Consider the following 17348-nt stretch of genomic DNA (forward strand, 5'->3'; position numbering starts at 1 on the left):
GGACGTCCACGCGAGCACTCGGGAGGGCCGGCGGTGAGGACCCGGGATCGGGCGCGCGCGCTCGTGGAGAACGGCCGGTTCCAGCAGTTCATCATCTGGGTGATCGTGGTCAACGCCGTGACGCTCGGGCTGGAGACCTCGACCAGGGTGATGGCCGCCGCCGGTGGGCTGCTGCACGTGGCCGACCGCGTGATGCTGGCGATCTTCGTGCTCGAGCTGGCCTGTCGCCTGTACGCCTACCGGTGGCGGTTCTTCCGCGACCCGTGGAACGTCTTCGACTTCGTCATCGTCGGGATCTCGCTGCTGCCCACGACCGGTCCGTTCTCGGTGCTGCGTGCCCTGCGGGTGCTCCGGGTGCTGCGCCTGATCTCGGCCGTGCCGGCCATGCGGCGGGTGGTGTCGGGTCTGCTGGCGGCGGTGCCGGGGATGGCGTCGATCGGAGCGCTGCTCGGCCTGATCATCTACGTGGCCGCGGTGATGGCGACGAAGCTGTTCGCCCCGATCGCACCGGAGTTCTTCGGCAGCCTCGACACCACGCTGTTCACCCTGTTCCAGACGATGACCGGCGAGGGCTGGCCCGACGTCGCCAGGCAGGTCATGGCCGAGGCGCCGCTGGCCTGGATCTTCTTCGTCGTCTACATCCTCGTGTCGAGCTTCGCGGTGCTCAACCTGTTCATCGCGGTGATCGTGAGCGGCATGGAGAAGCAGGTCACCGACGACCTGGTTCGGGCCGAGGACCAGCACGCCGCGGACCAGGCGGCCTCGGACAAGCTGATCCTCGAGGAGCTGCGGGCACTGCGCGCCGAGGTCGCCGAGCTGCGCGCGGAGCGAACCGCCGCCGACCGGGGATGACCCCGCCTCAGCGCGGCGGGCTGGAGGCCTGCGCCCAGAAGCGCTGCGGGACGCGGCCCGCCGCTCTGGCCAACCGGCCCCCGGCCACGGCGTGGCGCATCGCCGCCGCCATCTTCTCGGGATCCGCGGCCCTGGTCACCGAGGTGGCCAGCAGCACTGCGGCGCAGCCCAGCTCCATCGCCAGCGCGGCGTCGGAGGCCGTGCCGATGCCCGCGTCGAGGACGACCGGCACCCCCGCCCTGGCCACGATCAGCTCGATGTTGTGCGGGTTGCGGATGCCGAGCCCGGTGCCGATCGGCGAGCCGAGCGGCATCACCGCCGCGCAGCCGGCCTCCTCCAGCCGCAGCGCGAGCACGGGGTCGTCGTTGGTGTAGGGCAGGACGGTGAACCCGTCGGCGACCAGCGTCCTCGCCGCCTCGAGCAGCTCGACCGGGTCGGGCAGCAGCGTCCGGTCGTCGGCGACGACCTCGAGCTTGACCCAGTCGGTGCCCAGCGCCTCCCGCGCGAGCCGAGCGGTCAGCACCGCCTCGGCAGCCGTGCGGCAGCCGGCCGTGTTCGGCAGCGGGTCGATGCCAAGGCGCTTCAACAGGTCCAGCACGCCGGTGCCGCCCTCGACATCCACCCGGCGGATCGACACGGTGGTCAGCTCCGTGCCGGAGGCCACCAGTGCGCGCTCCAGGACCGCCAGGTTCGAGGCACCGCCGGTGCCGGTGATCAGCCGGGAGGAGTACTCCCGGTCCGCGATGACCAGTGGGTCGTCCATGTCAGCCTCCCTGAACCGCGGTGAGCACCTCGACCAGCGCCTCGTCCGGAAGCACCGTGCTGGCGTGCCTGGCCCGGCCGACGACCTCGCCGTTGACCGCCACCGCGATGCCGGCGGACGGCAACCCCAGCTCGGTCAGCAGGTCGGCGACCGTCGCCCCGGCTGGGAGCACGCGTTCCTCCCCGTTCACGACAACGTTCATCACGATCACCTCTTCGTCCTGGCGTGGCGGGCGGGATCGGCGGCGGCGGCCGAAGCGGGCGGATCCTCCCCGGCCACCAGGGCGTTCACCACCTCGGCGGTGATCGGCGCGAGCAGCAGGCCGTTGCGGTGGTGCCCGGCGGCGACGAGCACGCCGGGTTCGAGCCGGCCGAGCAGCGGCAGGTTGTCCAGGCTCCCGGCGCGCAGCCCGGCCGCACACTCGGTGAGCCCGTACTCGGCGAGGCCGGGCAGCACCCGCTCGGCGTCGACCAGCAGGTCGCGCACGCCGCCCACGATCACCTCGTCGTCGAACCCCGCCTCGTACTGGGTGGCGCCGAGCACCAGCTCGCCGCCCGGTCGCGGCACGAGGTACACGTGCCGGGACTCGACCAGGGCACGCACCGTGTGCCGCAGGGGCACCACGCCGGGCCGGACCCGCAGCCGCAGGATCTCCCCCTTCACCGGCCGGACGAGTCCTTCCAGCGCGGAGTGCAGCGCGCTGGACCAGGCGCCGGCGGCGATCACCGCGGTGTCGCAGCCGAGGGTGGCTCCGTCGGTGAGCACGACCGCGCCGGGCCGGACCGCCGCCGCCGAGCGCGGGTCGAACGCGACCCCCGCCTCCCGAGCCAGGTCCACCAGGCGCCGTAACAGCTCCCGCGTGTCCACGGCGAGGTCGCCGGGCACGATGAGTCCACTTCGGATGCTGGGACCGAGTGCCGGGTCGGCGGCCCGCAGCTCGGGTCCGGTGAGCCGGCGCACCTCGCGGCCGCGGGAGGCCAGATGGTCGGCGAGCATGTCGAGAACCGCGGCGTCCGCGCTGTCCAGGGCGGCCGCGATGGTGCCCTCGGTCTGGAGCGGGACGCCGACGGCCTCGGCGAACGCCGGCCAGCTCTCGAGCGAGGCGCTGCCCAGGTCGAGCAGGTCCTCCTCGCCGGGCCAGGACTCGGTGACCGGCGCGAGCATGCCACCCGCCACCCAGGACGCTCCGACAGCCGGGGTGGGGTCGAGGAGGGTGACCTCGTGGGACGCGGCCAGCCGCCAGGCCACCGACAAGCCGATGACCCCGCCACCGACGACGACGATCCTCTGCCTAGAGCTCAACGCACATCACGCTCCCTGCGCCGGCATGATCCGGATCAGGTTCGACGGTCGGGATCGGCGGATCCCCTCTCAGCCCGGTACCTCCGGACTCCCGTGCGGACCACCTCCACCGTAGCGCACGGGATAGCGTGAGAGGGTGCCCGGACTTGACGGAGAAGGAATCCGCCGCCGGTTGGCGGACGCGCGGCTCTACCTGTGCACCGGTAACCGACCGGACCTGGCGGAGTTCGCGGACGCGGCACTCCGCGGCGGTGTGGACGTGATCCAGCTGCGCGACAAGCGCGACGGCGTCCCCCTGGAGGCCGCCGAGGAGCTGGCCGCGCTCGAGGTGCTGGCCGAGGTGTGCGCCAGCCACGGCGCGCTGCTGTCGGTCAACGACCGCGCCGACGTGGCGCTCGCCGCCGGCGCGGACATCCTGCACCTCGGCCAGGACGACCTGCCGGTGCCGGTGGCCAGGCGAATCCTGGGCGAGGAGGTCGTCATCGGCCGCTCGACCCACGACGTGGACCAGGCCCGCGCCGCGGCCGAGGAGCCCGGCGTCGACTACTTCTGCACCGGCCCGTGCTGGCCCACCCCGACCAAGCCCGGCCGGACCGCCCCTGGCCTGGACCTGGTCCGGGCGACCGCCGCCGCCGAGCCGGCGCGCCCCTGGTTCGCGATCGGCGGCATCGACGGCGCACGCCTCCCGGAGGTGCTCGCCGCCGGCGCGAGCCGTGTGGTGGTGGTGAGAGCGATCACGGAGGCCGAGGACCCCACCGCGGCCGCCGCCCACCTGGTAGCCCGCCTCGTGCCTCGCTCAGGATTGGGTAGTGGCCGGAGCGGAGCAGGGTGAGTACTGCCGTGGAGCGGCTGCGGGGGGCGGTGTAGTCGGGGTGGCTGCGCAGTACTGTCGCCGCCGCGTGGAGTTGGCGCATCTGGCTGGCGCCGGCGCCGACCTCGGTCGGGGTGGGGGCGGGACGCGTGGCCGGGTGGCTGGCGAACACCGGGTTGTTCTGGTCGATGCGGCCGCGTTCCAGGGCGGTGCCGACACGTCGGGCGCACCGGCAGGGCGCGGCCGGGTGGACCAGGCCGCACCGTGCCGACATGAACGTGCGGATGCGCTGCCTGGCCCGTTCCAGGCGCTTGCGGTAGGCGGCGGCGCTGATGTCGAGGATCCAGCCGGCCTGCGCGCTGGGCAGGGCGAAGACCTCGCCGAGGACGAAGGCCACCCGCTCCGGCCGGTCCAGGCACTGCAACATGGCCTGGGTGCAGCTGAGCCGCACCTCGGTGGCGAGCAGTTCGGCGTCGGGACCCTGGTGGTCGGCGTCGGCCAGGCCGGCGGCCAGCTCCTCGCCGAGGGTGTCGAAGGTGATCTCGTTGCGCTCGTAGGGCGTCCGCCGCAGGTTCAGCAGGTAGTTGACCGCGATCCGGTACGCCCAGGTCACCAGGGATGCCTCGGCCCGCCAGGACGCCAGCCTGGTGACGACGCGGATCAGGATCTCCTGGGTGGCGTCGTCGGCGTCGGCGGGCCGCCCCGCCATGCGCACCGCGAGCCGGTACACCGGGTCCCGGACCAGGCGCACGACCTCCTCGAGGGCGCTCGGGTCACCGTCGACAGCGCGGTTGGCAAGCTCAACCTCGTGCTCGGGTGCGTGCCTCATCGGGGGACCTCGATCTCGTGCCTGGCCAGCCACCCCGCCACGGCGCGGCCGATCGCCTCCGGCTGGTCCTCGGGGGCGTGGTGTCCGGCGGGGCCGACCCCCTCGACCTCGAGCCCGGCCACGTTGTCCCGGCACCACCGCACGATCGCTGGGGACACGAGGCTACCCGGCTCGACCGTGAGCAGGAGTTTCGGCACGTCGGGGGTGCCGGCCAGCCAGCTGCCAAAGGCCTCGAAGCGGTCGCGCACGTCGGCCGGCTCGCCGTCGAGCGGGATCTCCCTCGGCCAGCGCAGCAGCGGACGGCGCGAGGTGGGGTCGGGGTAGGGCTCGCGGTAGACGGCGAGGTCGGCGTCGCTGATGCCCGGATTGGTGGCCCGCAGCGCGGTCTCGATGAACCAGTTCTCCTCCAGCGCCATCCGCTCTCCGGTGCCCGGGGTGCGCAGCGCGCGGAACAGCGGGACGGCCTGGGGCGGGTACTCCGCCCAGCGCATCGGGCGGACGAAGGTCTCGACGAGTGCCACGCCGCGGACCCGGTCGGGATGGCGGGCAGCGTGGTCGAGTGCGAGCGAGCCACCCCAGTCGTGGCCGACGAGCACCACCTCGGCCAGGTCCAGCGCGTCGAACCAGGCATCGAGGTACCGGGCGTGGTCGCCGAAGCGGTAGTCGATGTCGGGCTTGCCGGAGCGGCCCATGCCGATCAGGTCGGGAGCGAGGCCGCGGTACCCGTCGGCCACCCAGGGGACGACGTCGCGCCACAGGTGCGAGGACGTGGGGTTGCCGTGCAGGAACACCACGGGGGTGCCGCTGCCCTGCTCGGTGTAGGCGAGGTGGGAGTCGAGCACCTCGACGACGTGCGTGGGGGCCTTGTCGGTCATGTCGTGTCCTTCGTCGGGGAACGGTCTCCTCCGTTGGACACATCCACGCCGCACGCTGTGACAGGCGAGCGCTACCCGCTCGCCACCGATGACAGTGCGCGCAGAGAACGGCGGACGGGCCGGCAGGGTCGGCCCGTCCGCCGCGGGGCGTGATGCCCTCGACCAGAGGCGTCAGCCCGTGACCAGGGACAGGCCGTACGCGCTCAGCGGTTCGGTGACCGGCTGGAAGTAGGTCGTTCCGCCGCTGCTGCAGTTGCCGGAGCCGCCGGAGGTCAGGCCGAGCGCGGTCACGCGCGTGCCCGAACCGGGGTTGCTCACCAGCGCGCCGCCGGAGTCGCCGGGCTCGGCACAGACGTTGGTGCGGATCATCTGGTACACGCAGCCCTGCGAGTAGCAGACGGTCTGGTTGGTACCCGTGACGCTGCCGCAGCGCCAGCCGGTGGTCGAGCCGGACCGGCACACGCCCTGGCCGTTCGACGCGTTGCCGGCACCGGACACGGTGACGTCGCTACCCGAGGAGTAGCGGTCGACCAACGGCGTGAGGACCGCGGACGACGAGGTGACGCGGATGATGCCGTAGTCGTTCGTCGGGAACGACGAGCCGGCGACGGTGCCGATGGTGCCGCCGCTGCCGGACCAGGTGCCGCCGATGGCGGTGCAGTGGCCGGCGGTGATCACGTAGCGGTTGCTCCCGGAGGTGGCGTTGAAGCCCGCCGAGCAGCGGGAACCGCTCGAGGTCCGGATCGCCTGGCCGCCGATGATGTTCCAGAACGGCCGCGGGGCCTCCGCGACGTGCTCGATCTTCACGGCGCCGGCACCGAGGTCCTCGGCCCACGCGGCGACGCCGGCGTCGCTGCCGTGCACCGACACCACGAGCGCCTTCGACTTGTGGTCGACGTACCAGCCCGTGACCGTGCTCGGGCGACTGGACGCTGCCTTGTCCAGTGTGGCCTGGGCGGCGCTGAGCTGTGCGGCGGTCGGGGCCGCCGCGGTGTCGGCCGCATTGGCCGGCGAGGCCATCGTGAGCGCCACACCGGCTGCCAACAGGGCGCCGCCCACAAGTCTCGCGAAACTACTGCGCTTCATCAGGGTGTTCTCCCTCGTCTTGGGTAGCAGGGAACCCGGAACGGCGTCGGGGTGATTTCCGTTCCAGGGCAACAAGAGGGATCCAGGTTCGCCATCCATAGATGACGTGATGAAACTATTTCTCAGGATTGTGCAGGCATAGCACCCATTGGGTGACAACAGTTGCCATTGTGAACCACGCCCTGGTTACGAAGCGTTAACCGACGGTGCCGCTCGGCGGCACCGCCGCCGACTCGGTCGGTTCCTCCGCCGGAGTGCTGGTCGGCGGGGTCTGCTCCGGGGTGCTCGCACCGCCGGAGGACTCGGGTTCCTCGGGCTGATCGCTCGGCTCCACGGTCGGGGTGGCCGTGCCGGTCGTGGCGCCGGTCGGCTCCTCGGTCGGCGCGTCCTGCTCCGAGGGCGGCGTGGACTCCTGGGTGGCCGGTGCGCGGTCCTCCCGGTCGTCGGCGGGGGCCGGTGCGTTCCGGACGATCTGGCTGAGCGTCGTGCCCTGACCGCCCGACAGCGGCTCACCTCGTACCCACTCGAGCCCGGTGACCATGACCATGCCGACCAGGAACGCCAGCACGCCGCCCGCGACCAGCGCGGGCCAGGGAGTGCGTCGCCGCACGTGGGACGCCTGTTCGGCGACCGGGTCCGTCGACCGCTCCGGCTCCTCGCCGCCGCCGGCCGGCTCGTCGTCCGGCGGCTCCTCGCGCACGGTGACCACCGTCGTCCCCGCCCTGGCGATGACGCGGTCACGAACGGTGCGCACGCTCTCGCCGGTTCGCTCGAGGGAGCGCAGGTACAACGCGCCCCCCACGGTGCTCACCACGCTGGCGAGCCCCGCGCCGACCACGGTGCCGGCGACACCCATGGTCGAACCGAGCAGCGCCGCGGTCACCGCGGCCAGCGCGCCGGCCACGATCTGACTGATTCGGATGCTCTCGGTGTCCTTGCTACTCATGATCCTTTTCTCGTCGGGGCTACTCCTTTCCATGTTCCAACGAGGGCGACGGGTACGGTGCTCCCGGGGTTGACCGATCGTGAGCAGGACCACAGTCTATTGTGGACAGTGCATAATTGGTTCGTGGACCTGATCACTGTTGAGGACATTCACGCCGCGGCCGAGCGGATCAAGGGCACGGCGGTGCGAACCCCCTTGCTGCCCTGCACCTGGACGGAAACTGATCGTCCACTGTGGCTAAAGCCGGAGAACCTGCAGCCGATCGGCGCGTTCAAGATCCGCGGCGCCGCCAACGCGATGGCCCGGATCCCCGCTGCCGACCGGGCCAGGGGCGTCGTCGCCTACTCCAGCGGCAACCACGCGCAGGCCGTCGCCTACGTCGCGCGTCAGTTCGGGCTTCCGGCGGCCATCGTCGTGCCGGAGAACACCCCGGTGACGAAGATCGAGGCCACCCGGGCGCACGGCGCCGAGGTCGTCGTCGTCCCGATCACCGACCGGGAAATCGTGGCGGAACGGCTGGTCGCCGAGCGCGGCGCGACGCTCATCCCGCCGTTCGACCACCCGGACGTGATCGCCGGGCAGGGCACGATCGGCCTGGAGATCGCGGCCGACCTCCCCGACGTGGAGCTGGTGCTGGTCCCGGTGAGCGGCGGTGGCCTGCTCTCGGGCGTCGCGACGGCGATCAAGGCCCTCTGCCCGGACGCCGCGGTCGTGGGCGTGGAGCCCGAGCTGGCCGCGGACACCGCGGCGAGCCTCGCCGCGGGACGGCGGGTGGAGTGGAGCACCCATGACCGTGCCCGCACGATCGCCGACGGGCTGCGTGCGGCACCCTCCGAGCTGACCTTCGCCCACCTGCGGGAACGGGTGGACGCCGTGGTCACGGTGACCGAGGAGGAGATCAGGTCCACGGTCGCGACCCTGGCCACCCGTGCCCGCCTGGTCGCCGAGCCGAGCGGCGCCGTGACGACGGCGGCCTACCTGCACCGGGCGGCGGACCTGCCGCGGGGACGCACGGTCGCCGTCGTGTCCGGCGGCAACCTGGACCGGGACCTGCTGGTCACACTGCTGAGCTGACCGGCTTCATGGCGCGGCGTGGCGCTCGCGGCCGGCCGGGACCACGTGGGTCGGCGGGTCGATGATGCCGCAGTGCAGGCACTCCCCCGGGCGTGGCGCCTCCGCCGGCAGCGGTTCGGACGCGGCGACCGTGGTGGGCACGGCGAGCACGTCGCCCCGGATGCCGAGTGCCAGCACGGCACCGACCAGGCAGAGCCCGGCGCACAGCCACATGGCCGCCTGCCAGCCCGAGGTCAGCGCCGCCGGGTCGGCGTAGGCACCCCCGCCCAGGCCCACCGCGGCCGGCAGGACCGCCACCGCCAGCAGGCCGCCGGACCGCGCGACCGCGTTGTTCACCCCGGAGGCGACGCCGGCGTGCTCGTCCGGGGCCGCGGCCAGCACGGTCGCCGTCACCGGTGCGACGACGACCACCAGGCCGAGGCCGAAGACCACCACCCCGGGGAGCACGTCCAACCAGTAGGACGAGCCGGGCCCGACCCGGGAGAGCAGGGCCATCCCCGCGGCGACCACGACCGGTCCGAGCACGAGGAACCACCGGGGCCCGAAGCGCTGGGCGGCCTTGCCCGAGCGGGCCGAGAGCAGCAGCATCAGCACCGAGATCGGCAGCCCGGACAGCCCGGCGGCGGTGGGCGAGTACCCCAGCGAGGTCTGCAGCTGGAGCACGAACAGCATCATCTGGCCACCCAGCGCCGCGTACACCACGAAGGTCAGCCCGTTGGCGAGCAGGAACGTCCGGTCGGCGAACAGGTCCGCCGGCACGAGCGGGTCCCGGGCGCGTCGCTGCACCACGAGGAACGAGACCAGGCCGGCCAGGCCGACCACCAGCGCCCCGAGCACGAACAGGTCCGTCGCCCCGCGGACCGGCCCCTCGACCAGCGCCGCGGTCACGCCGGCCAGGCCGAGCGCGCCAAGCGCCGCGCCGACGAGGTCCGGGTGGCCGCCGAGCCGCTGGTCGCAGGACTCCGGGACGTACCGACGGGTGAACCAGACACAGAGCAGCGCGAGCGGGACGTTGACCAGGAACGCCAGCCGCCACGACCACAGCTGCACGAGCAGGCCGCCCACCAGCGGACCCAGCGCCCCGGCGATCCCGCCCAGCCCCGACCAGGCGCCGATGGCCCTGGCCCGGTCGGCGCGGACGAACGCGGACTGGATGATCGCGAGCGCACCCGGGGTCAGCAGGGCACCGCCGACGCCCTGCAGCACCCGGGAGGCCACCAGCATCTCGGTGTTCACCGCGAGCCCGCACAGCACCGAGGAGACGCCGAACCACGCCACGCCGAGCAGGTAGACACGCCGACGGCCGTACCGGTCGCCGAGCGAGCCGGCGACCAGGATCAGCGCGGCGAGCGTCAGGAGGTAGCCGTCGAGGATCCACTGCAGACCCGACACCGAGGCGCCGAACTCCTCGCCGATCCGCGGCAGCGCGATGTTGACCACCGTGCCGTCGAGGAACGCCATGCCCGACCCGAGGATGGTCGCGGTCAGCACGCCCCGCGCCGCCGGGCTGCCCCAGCGCACCTCCTCCCGGCCGAGCGCGCGCGTCACGAGGGCCGGTTCAGTTCCGCGACGAACTTGTACCGGTCGCCGCGGTACACCGAACGGACCCACTCCACCGGCCGTTCGGTCGTGTCGTAGGAGTGACGGGAGAGCAGCAGCATCGGCATGCCGACGTCCGCCCCGAGCAGCTCCGCCTCCCGGGGACCGGCCAGCGCGGTTTCGATCGTCTCCTCGGCGTGTCCCATCTCGACGTCGTAGCGCTCGCGCAGCACCTGGTACAGCGAACCGCCGGCCGAGACGTACTTGCGCAGACCGCGGAAGCGGCCAAGGGGGAGGTGGGTCGTCTCGATCGCCATCGGCTCGTCGTCGGCCAGCCGAAGCCGCTGCATACGGAGGATCTTGGCGCCGGAGCGGATGCCGAGCAGGCTGGACAGCTCGCCCTCGGCCGGGATCTCGGCGATGTCCAGCAGCCGCGAGGACGGTTCCCGGCCCTGGGCCCGCATGTCCTCTGTGTACGAGGAGAGCTGGAGCCGCTGGGCCACCTTGGGTTCCGCGGCGAAGGTGCCCTTGCCCTGCACGCGGAGCAGCCGGCCCTCCACGGTCAGGTCGGCGAGCGCCTGGCGGACGGTGGTGCGGGAGACGTCGAACTCGGCGGCCAGCGAGCGCTCGGTGGGGATGGGCGAGCCGGGCGGCAGGGAGCTGAGCAGCTCGAGCAGGTGGCGCTTGAGCCCCCAGTACTTCGGCTCACGCATCGCACGAGCGGCGGTGTCGGGCTGCTCCTGCGCGGCCGACGTTTCCAGCATGGCTCCTCCAGACGACGGTTCCTGTTACAGGATGCCCCTCCCCGCCCCGCCGGCGCAGGCACACCCACTGGATTTGGGAAATCCGTTACTCCCCTCGCGTCGGACACCCTACAGCGATAGCATGATTGGTCTAGACCTACTCGGTATCAGGAGGATGAATGTCCGAGGCCGGTACGCGGATGTCCGCGGAGATCGCCGAGCAGCCGGCCGTGTTCGACGCCGTGCTGGCGCGCCGGGCCGAGCTCGCCGAGGTGGCGGAGCTGGCCGCGGCGCACCGGCCGAGGTTCGCGCTGCTGGCCGCGCGTGGCTCGAGCGACCACGCCGCGCTCTACGCGAAGTACCTGATCGAGGTACTCCTCGAGCTGCCGACGGGGCTGGTCTCGCCGTCCACGACGACCCTCTACGGCGCCCAGCCCGATCTGACCGGAGCGCTGTACGTGACGGTGAGCCAGAGCGGCGGCTCGCCCGACCTGGTGGAGGCGACCAAGGCCGCGCGCGGGCGGGGAGCGCTGACCGTCGCCGTCACCAACACGCCTGGCTCGGCGCTGTCGGCGGTCGCCGAGCACACGGTGGCCATCGGCGCCGGCGAGGAGCTCGCCGTCGCGGCCACCAAGACCTACACGGCGACCCTGCTCACGCTCTATCTGCTGGTCGACGCCGCCCGCGGCGGCAGCGGCGAGCACGCCGCCGGCCTCGGCGAGCTCGCGGCCAGCACGCTCGCGGACACCGCGGCGGGGGTGGCGGCGGCCGTCGAGCGGTACCGGGAGATCGACCGGGTGGTGACCACGGGCCGCGGCTACTCCTCGGCCTCCGCGGCCGAGGCCGCGCTCAAGCTGGCCGAGACCAGCTACCTCGGTGCCCGGTCCTACAGCGGGGCCGACCTGTTGCACGGGCCGGTGGCCGCGGTCGACGAGAGCACCGGTGTGGTCGCGGTGACCAGCAGGGGCCGGGGCGGTGAGGCCATGCGGGACGTGCTCGCCGCGGTGCACGAGCGCGGCGCCGACGTGCTGGCGGTCGGCTCGGCGGCCGAGGACATGCCGGCCAGCCGACGGATCGTGCTGCCCGACACCGCCGAGGAGGTCGCGCCGATCCTGGAGATCCTGCCGCTGCAGCGGCTGGCGCTCGAGCTGGCGCTGGCTCGCGGCGGCGACCCGGACCAGCCGCGTGGGCTGAGCAAGGTGACGCGAACGCGGTGATGCACGCATTCGGCGCATTACGCTGTGCGTTCGACGGCCCTACACTTCCCCGGGTGCGAAGGACGTCGTTCGCCCGCTGGCCGTGTTCCATCGCGAGGACGATGGACCTGCTCGGCGACCAGTGGACGCTGCTGGTGCTGCGTGAGGCGTTCCACGGGGTCCGCCGGTTCGACCAGTTCCAGGCGGCGCTCGGCATCGCGCGCAACACGCTGACCGAGCGCCTGGACCGGCTGACCGGCGCGGGGCTGCTCGACCGGGTGCGCTACCAGGAGCGACCGGCGCGCTACGAGTACCCGCTGACCGAGATGGGGCGCGACTTCTTCCCGGCGCTGGCCGCGATCATCCGCTGGGGCGACCGCTGGCTCGACGACGGTGCGGGCCCGCCGGCGCTGCTGCACCACCTCGACTGCGACCGGGCCACCGAGGCCGACGTGAACTGTGCGCACTGCGGGTCGGCGCTCACCTCCGAGCGCGTCCGTTTCGAGCCAGGCCCCGGCCTGGCCACGGCGAAGGGAACCGGGTGAGCGAGGGAAGGGTGGTCGGGGTCGACGTCGGCGGGACGTCGACGCGGGCGCTGGCGGTCGAGCTGGACGGGACGCTGGTCGGCCGGGGCAGGTCGGGCGGCGGCAACCCCAACTCGCACCCCCCGGAGCTGGCCGCGAAGCGGGTCGCCGAGTCGGTCCGGGAGGCCCTGGGCGACGGCGGTTCGGCGCGGGCGTGCCTGCTCGGAATGGCCGGGGAGAGCAAGTTCACCGACCCCGAGATCGTCGGCCTGTTCGAGGCCACCCTGCGGCAGGTGGGCGTGACCTGCCGGATCGACGTGGTCAGCGACACGGAGGTGGCCTTCGCCTCGGCGACGGCCGAGCCGAACGGCACGATCGTGCTCGGCGGCACCGGTGCGGCGGCGGCCCGGATCGTCGACCACCGGCAGGAGAGGTGGGTCGACGGGTGGGGCTGGCTCCTTGGCGACGAGGGTTCCGGGTACTGGATCGGCCGCGAGGCCGTGCGGTGCGCGCTGCGGACCCTGCAGGCCGGGGAGGCGCCGGGCCCGCTCGCCCAGGCCGTGCTCACCGAGGCTTTGCCTACTTCGTCCGGTTTGGACAAACGCACGATCAACCGGTTGATCACCGCGGTCAACGCCGAGCCCCCGATCCGGCTCGCCCGTTTCGCGTCGATGGTCAGCACGCTGGCCGAGACCGACCCGCTGGCGGGGGAGATCGTCGCGCGAGCCGCCGAGCACCTGGCCGCGCACGCGCTGACCGCGCGGGATCCGGGTGAGCAGACACCGGTCGTCCTGGCCGGGAGTGTGATCGGCCCGGACAGCCCGGTGGGGAGGGCGCTGCGGGCGACGCTGTCCGCGAAGATCTCGGCGCCGATCCTGTTCGCCCCGGACTGCGCGGTCGGAGCGGCGTGGCTCGCCGCGCTGTCGGTGGCCGGCCCCGACGCCCCGCGGCCGAAGGTCTGAGCGTCAGTCCGCCGGCAGTCGGGGGTGGCGCAGGCCCGGATGGTCCTGCGGCAGCGCCCTGCGCAGCACGACAGCGCTGGCGGCCACCGTCGCGCCGATCAGGGGCCAGCTCAACGCGACCCTGGCGACGCCGAGGGCGACGACCCAGCCCGACCACCACAGGACACCGAACACGAGGACCCGGAGCGTGTACTGGCCGAGCACCCAGACCCAGCTGGCCCGGCCGTAGGCACGGAGCAGGTCCGGGTCACGGCGCCAGCGGGCGCGCTGGCCGAGGAGCGTGCCGACGACCACGCCCAGCAGCGGCCAGCGGACGAGGATGCTGACCGCCCAGGCCAGCGCGCTGGCGACGTTGACGAGCACCTGGATGAGGAAGAAGTCCTGCGCGCGCCCGGTGTAGAGCGCGACCAGCGCGGCAGCGCTCACCGCGGCGACGCTGGCCAGTACGGCTGTCACGCGGCCGCCCCTGGTCAGGCGGAACACGCCGACCGCGGCACCGGCGAGGACCGCGGCGAGCGCGGCCCAGCCGATGGACCGGCCCGAGACCAGCCAGCCGAGGACGAACACGGCCGGTGGGATGCTCGCGTCCAGCGCGCCGCGCCGGCCGCCGAGCAGCTCGGCCAGACCCAGCTGGTCCGTCGGCTTCTCGGTCGACTGATCGGTCACGCCTGTCAGCCTGCCTCATTCGGAGTTGGTTAGGTAGTCCTTACTCGCTCGGCAATGATCTGGGCGAGGCGGTGCGCGAGGCGGGCGTTGTCGGCGGGCCAGAGCGTGATCCAGTCCTCACCGTCCGGGCCGGGGGAGACGGTGGTGGCGTACCGGCCCTCGTCGGTGTCGAACCAGGCGATGCCGGGCAGGCGGAGCGGGCGGCCGCTGTCGTCGGCGCGGTTGACCCCGAGCTGGCCGGCTCGCAGGACGGGCCGTTCGGTGATGGCGGCGATCGCGCGCAGCCTGCTGTCGACGGCGGAGCGGGGGGTGGCGGTGCGCAGCAGGCCGCCCGGCGCGGCGCGGACCGTCCGGGGGCGGCCCTCGCGGAGGGCGGCCGCTGGGTAGGTGACCGAGTTGCCCGCACCGGCCCGGACGTGTGGCAGCAACTCGACGATCGCGGCGGCGAGGGCGTTGTCGCGCATGGTGCGCACGGAGACGGCGAGCGTCCGTTGGACGGCGAGCACCCCGTGCCGACCGCGGGCGGCGGCCACCGCCCGGACGGGTTCGTCGGCACCCATGTCGAGCAGAGCGACCAGGTCGACGCTCACCGCGGGGGCGGCGAGCAACCGCAGCGCGTTCGCGAGGTCGTCGTCGACGTGCCTCTCCTCGGCGAGCCCCCGGCGGGCGAGGTCGCCGTAGACCGCGGCCTTGATGCGCTTGCGCACCTCGAAGGTGTCGCCGTGGCTACGGATCTCCAGCGGGAACGGCACCCGGCCGAGCCGCAGGTCTTCCCAGAGCGTGTCGAGAGCGGCGAGCGAGAGCTCGACGTTCATTCGTCGTCCGGCCCGCCGATGACGGACGGCGCGGTGAGGACGTCGCTGTCGAAGATGCTGTCGGGGTCGGGTTCCTGGAGGAACTCGGGGCGCTTGTGCTCGGTGTCCTCTTCCCGCTGCCCCGAGCCGACCGGCATCCCGCCCATGCCGGCGGGGGCGCGGGCACCCGCGGCCCGCGCGGCGGCTTCCGCGCCGAGCGGCCCCGGAGAGACCGGGGGCAGCGCGCCCGCCCCTCGGCCAGCGCCCGGGCCGCCCTGGCCACCGCTCCCGGCCGCTCCGCCGCCGACTCCGCCGCCTGCTCCCGCTCCGCCGCCAAAGCCGGCTCCGCCGCGAAGTCCGGCCCCGCCGCTGCCAGACCCGCCGTTACCGAACCCGCCGCCACCGGGGACGAACCCGGGACCGAGGCTCGCGCCACCGCCCTGCTGTCCCGGCGGGCCGAGACCAGACGTGCTCGGCGTGGCGCCCCCGGGAACGGCGTCTCCCGGCGAGAACGAGCCGGGATCGGTCGTCCCGAGGCCGGGGCCGGAAGAAGCCCCGTCTTCGCCGGGCACTCCGCCGGGCACTCCGCCGGGCGCACCACCGGAAGGCGTCGCACCGCCCCCGTTCCCGCCGGATCCGTTCCCGCCCGGCGCACTGCCGCCCAGCCCGTTGCCGCCCGCGCCGCCAGTCCCACCGGGTTCGCCAGGTCCGCCCGGCCCGCCGGCACTGTCCGGCCCACCCGCGGTCCCCGGTGGTTCGGAACGGCCGGTCGGCCCATTGAAATCACCGGAGTCGACGAACGTGCCGTCGTTCCCACCGCTCCCGTCCAACGACGGCGGCGGTTCGAACAGCGCGACCTCCCGCGCCGCCGCGCTCATCACGAGGTCGCGGTCGGACACGATCCGCACGGCCTCCTCGAAGGCGGCGTCGTGCTTCTGCTTCTGGGCGTACAACCGCTGCGGTAACGAGGCCATCGCGATCAGCCCGCCGCCACCGGCGTCCCGGATCATCTGCGCGGGGTCGTACGGCACGGGATCCGGCATCGCCCGACGCGCGACGTCCGCGGCCTCGCTCTGCCGGGACACGGTCTGACTGGCCGCGGCGATCAGTGACCCGGTGCCCCCGCTCCACGCCGAGATCTGGCCGAGACGGGACCGCATGGCCTCCGCCGCCTCCCCCGTCCACCCCGACTCGGAGGTGAGGGAGGCACGCTTCAGCGCCTCGGCCGCGTCGACCAGCGCCGACCCCGTCTGCGTCCACTCGTCCGCGAAGGCGTGCGCGGAGGGCGTGTCGGCATCGTCGGTCCACTGCTTGAGCTGCTCATGGGAAAACGCGGCGGGGTTCACCTCTGCCGGCGGCACGTCCCGCCCACCTCGACCAGTCATCGGCTCATCCTCACGAGTGTCCCCCCGAGCATAAGAAATTCCCCTCCGTGATCACCGGATGACGCACAGCAGCATACCGAGACCACGAAATCAGGGACATCAGTTCGGGGGAGGTTCACCTGGTAGAGCCAACGAATTGTCACGTTTCGGAGTCGCTTCGCCGCTCCTCAGGACAGCTGGTCGTCCACCTGCTCGCCGACGGAGACGACCAGCTCGCACGCACCCTCGGTCTGCCTCCCGTTGACCGCCGTCATCAGCAGGTACGAGGAGCTTGAGGTGCTCATGACGAGGGAACACGCGCCCTCGTCCCCGCCAGGCCGTTCGATCAGGTACGCGTCGAACGTGCCGACATCGACGGGCGAACCCTGCTCGGGCAGGTCGCCGGACCCGTCCTCGGGGAACAAGGTCACGAGGACGCCGACACCTCCCGCCTTTTTCCAGTCGCAGGACAGATCGCCGACCTGTTCACCTTTCTCCAGGCCGAGATCGACCTCGGCTTCGGGCGTCAGCACATCGCATGGAGCGACCCCCTCCAGCGGATTGGCCTCGTCCTGTCCGGCGCTGCCTGTCGTGCCCGGCGAGGAACTGCCCTCGACGGGAACGGGGGTACCGGCCTCGACCGCCGAGCAACCACTCAACAACGCTGTGCTGCACGCGAGGACAAGCAGCGAGCGAGATCGCCTCACAGAGCTCGCTCGGCACGCCGGAGGTGCTCGACACCGCCACGGTCCGACGCCTCGTAGGTCGCCATGCTCCGCTGCACCGCCTCCCGCAGCTTCGCGAGCTCCTCCTCGAAGGTCGTCAGGACCTGCGCGACCGAACCGGACTCCCCCACCGTCCAGTCGGCGATGAACTTGTCGATGCGCTCCGCGTAGCCGCCTCCGAGGCGCGTCCCCCCGGTGAGCTGCGTGCTGTCTACGAGGCGGCGGTGCGTTGAGATCTCGTCCCGAATCTGATCGAGGGCGCGGACCGTGGCGTCGCCGGTCTCCCGGTCCACCCGC

At 73.0% G+C, this 17348-nt stretch carries 20 protein-coding genes and 1 riboswitch; of the genes, 6 read left to right on the forward strand and 14 right to left on the reverse strand.

From position 1 onward, the window contains the following. Nucleotides 1–33 precede the first annotated feature (33 nt). Nucleotides 34–852 (forward strand): ion transporter, encoded by an 819-nt coding sequence (locus tag BU204_RS33955; RefSeq protein ID WP_075129905.1) that lies wholly within the window; start codon nt 34–36, stop codon nt 850–852. A gap of 7 nt (nt 853–859) precedes the next feature. Here the strand turns inward: BU204_RS33955 and thiG are convergent, their stop codons facing one another. The 3 genes from thiG to thiO all read right to left on the reverse strand — a co-directional run bounded on the left by thiG (nt 860) and on the right by thiO (nt 2917). Continuing rightward, nucleotides 860–1615, reverse strand: a complete 756-nt coding sequence (gene thiG, locus BU204_RS33960) for a thiazole synthase (protein ID WP_075129906.1) — start codon at nt 1613–1615, stop codon at nt 860–862. 1 nt (nt 1616) lies between these two features. Continuing rightward, the gene (gene thiS / locus BU204_RS33965) at nt 1617–1817 is read right to left on the reverse strand and encodes a sulfur carrier protein ThiS (RefSeq protein WP_083661877.1); all 201 of its coding nucleotides are present in this window, start codon (nt 1815–1817) and stop codon (nt 1617–1619) included. Nucleotides 1818–1822: 5 nt separating this feature from the next. Next, nucleotides 1823–2917 (reverse strand): glycine oxidase ThiO, encoded by a 1095-nt coding sequence (gene thiO, locus BU204_RS33970; protein WP_075129908.1) that lies wholly within the window; start codon nt 2915–2917, stop codon nt 1823–1825. Beyond that, nucleotides 2913–3022: riboswitch (TPP riboswitch) on the reverse strand. (Overlaps the previous gene by 5 nt.) A 31-nt stretch (nt 3023–3053) precedes the next feature. On the opposite strand from thiO, the gene thiE reads away from it, so the two are divergent. After that, complete coding sequence (thiE, locus tag BU204_RS33975) at nt 3054–3749, forward strand: thiamine phosphate synthase (protein ID WP_075129909.1); 696 nt, start codon at nt 3054–3056, stop codon at nt 3747–3749. Here thiE and BU204_RS33980 read toward each other — a convergent pair. From BU204_RS33980 to BU204_RS33995, 4 genes are all read right to left on the reverse strand, one after another. Continuing rightward, nucleotides 3652–4557, reverse strand: a complete 906-nt coding sequence (locus BU204_RS33980; protein ID WP_075129910.1) for an RNA polymerase sigma factor — start codon at nt 4555–4557, stop codon at nt 3652–3654. The genes thiE and BU204_RS33980 overlap by 98 nt on opposite strands. Next, nucleotides 4554–5432 (reverse strand): haloalkane dehalogenase, encoded by an 879-nt coding sequence (locus BU204_RS33985; RefSeq protein ID WP_075129911.1) that lies wholly within the window; start codon nt 5430–5432, stop codon nt 4554–4556. Before BU204_RS33985 ends, BU204_RS33980 begins: the two co-directional genes overlap by 4 nt. 171 nt (nt 5433–5603) lie before the next feature. Beyond that, nucleotides 5604–6518: a S1 family peptidase gene (locus BU204_RS33990; protein ID WP_233160934.1), complete on the reverse strand. Its 915-nt coding sequence runs from the start codon at nt 6516–6518 to the stop codon at nt 5604–5606. Between the two features lie 196 nt (nt 6519–6714). Then, nucleotides 6715–7464 carry a hypothetical protein gene (locus BU204_RS33995; RefSeq protein WP_075129913.1) on the reverse strand — a complete coding sequence of 250 codons (750 nt, stop codon included), beginning with the start codon at nt 7462–7464 and terminating at the stop codon, nt 6715–6717. Between the two features lie 123 nt (nt 7465–7587). Between BU204_RS33995 and BU204_RS34000 the strand changes: the two genes are divergently transcribed. Further along, nucleotides 7588–8538, forward strand: a complete 951-nt coding sequence (locus BU204_RS34000) for a threonine ammonia-lyase (protein WP_075129914.1) — start codon at nt 7588–7590, stop codon at nt 8536–8538. A gap of 6 nt (nt 8539–8544) precedes the next feature. On the opposite strand, the gene BU204_RS34005 is transcribed toward BU204_RS34000, so the two are convergent. Both BU204_RS34005 and BU204_RS34010 read right to left on the reverse strand, forming a co-directional pair. Continuing rightward, a complete protein-coding gene (locus BU204_RS34005) occupies nt 8545–10086 on the reverse strand; it encodes an MFS transporter (protein ID WP_269844681.1) in 1542 nt (513 codons plus the stop codon). Next, nucleotides 10083–10841, reverse strand: coding sequence for a GntR family transcriptional regulator (locus BU204_RS34010; protein ID WP_075129915.1), 759 nt, complete (start codon nt 10839–10841; stop codon nt 10083–10085). Before BU204_RS34010 ends, BU204_RS34005 begins: the two co-directional genes overlap by 4 nt. A 158-nt stretch (nt 10842–10999) precedes the next feature. On the opposite strand from BU204_RS34010, the gene BU204_RS34015 reads away from it, so the two are divergent. The 3 genes from BU204_RS34015 to BU204_RS34025 are packed head-to-tail and all read left to right on the forward strand — an operon-like array spanning nt 11000 to nt 13502. Beyond that, complete coding sequence (locus tag BU204_RS34015) at nt 11000–12037, forward strand: SIS domain-containing protein (RefSeq protein WP_075129916.1); 1038 nt, start codon at nt 11000–11002, stop codon at nt 12035–12037. Between the two features lie 53 nt (nt 12038–12090). Continuing rightward, complete coding sequence (locus BU204_RS34020; RefSeq protein WP_075129917.1) at nt 12091–12561, forward strand: winged helix-turn-helix transcriptional regulator; 471 nt, start codon at nt 12091–12093, stop codon at nt 12559–12561. Beyond that, a complete protein-coding gene (locus tag BU204_RS34025; RefSeq protein WP_075129918.1) occupies nt 12558–13502 on the forward strand; it encodes an N-acetylglucosamine kinase in 945 nt (314 codons plus the stop codon). Before BU204_RS34020 ends, BU204_RS34025 begins: the two co-directional genes overlap by 4 nt. Nucleotides 13503–13505: 3 nt before the next feature. Here BU204_RS34025 and BU204_RS34030 read toward each other — a convergent pair whose 3' ends face one another. From BU204_RS34030 to BU204_RS40400, 5 genes are all read right to left on the reverse strand, one after another. Continuing rightward, nucleotides 13506–14168 (reverse strand): DUF3159 domain-containing protein, encoded by a 663-nt coding sequence (locus BU204_RS34030; protein ID WP_075129919.1) that lies wholly within the window; start codon nt 14166–14168, stop codon nt 13506–13508. A gap of 29 nt (nt 14169–14197) precedes the next feature. Then, entirely contained in the window at nt 14198–14983 is a 786-nt protein-coding gene (locus BU204_RS34035; protein WP_075129920.1) for an ESX secretion-associated protein EspG, read from the reverse strand. Beyond that, nucleotides 14980–16347 carry a hypothetical protein gene (locus tag BU204_RS40390; protein ID WP_158073550.1) on the reverse strand — a complete coding sequence of 456 codons (1368 nt, stop codon included), beginning with the start codon at nt 16345–16347 and terminating at the stop codon, nt 14980–14982. The genes BU204_RS34035 and BU204_RS40390 overlap by 4 nt, the downstream gene beginning before the upstream one ends. A gap of 167 nt (nt 16348–16514) precedes the next feature. After that, nucleotides 16515–17033, reverse strand: coding sequence for a DUF3558 family protein (locus BU204_RS40395; protein WP_075129922.1), 519 nt, complete (start codon nt 17031–17033; stop codon nt 16515–16517). Then, nucleotides 17030–17348: hypothetical protein (locus BU204_RS40400; RefSeq protein ID WP_158073552.1), on the reverse strand; the 319-nt coding region annotated here is incomplete at its 5' end. The genes BU204_RS40395 and BU204_RS40400, both read right to left, overlap by 4 nt.

The sequence above is a fragment of the Actinophytocola xanthii genome, from assembly GCF_001921205.1.
Classification (GTDB): Bacteria; Actinomycetota; Actinomycetes; order Mycobacteriales; family Pseudonocardiaceae; genus Actinophytocola; species Actinophytocola xanthii.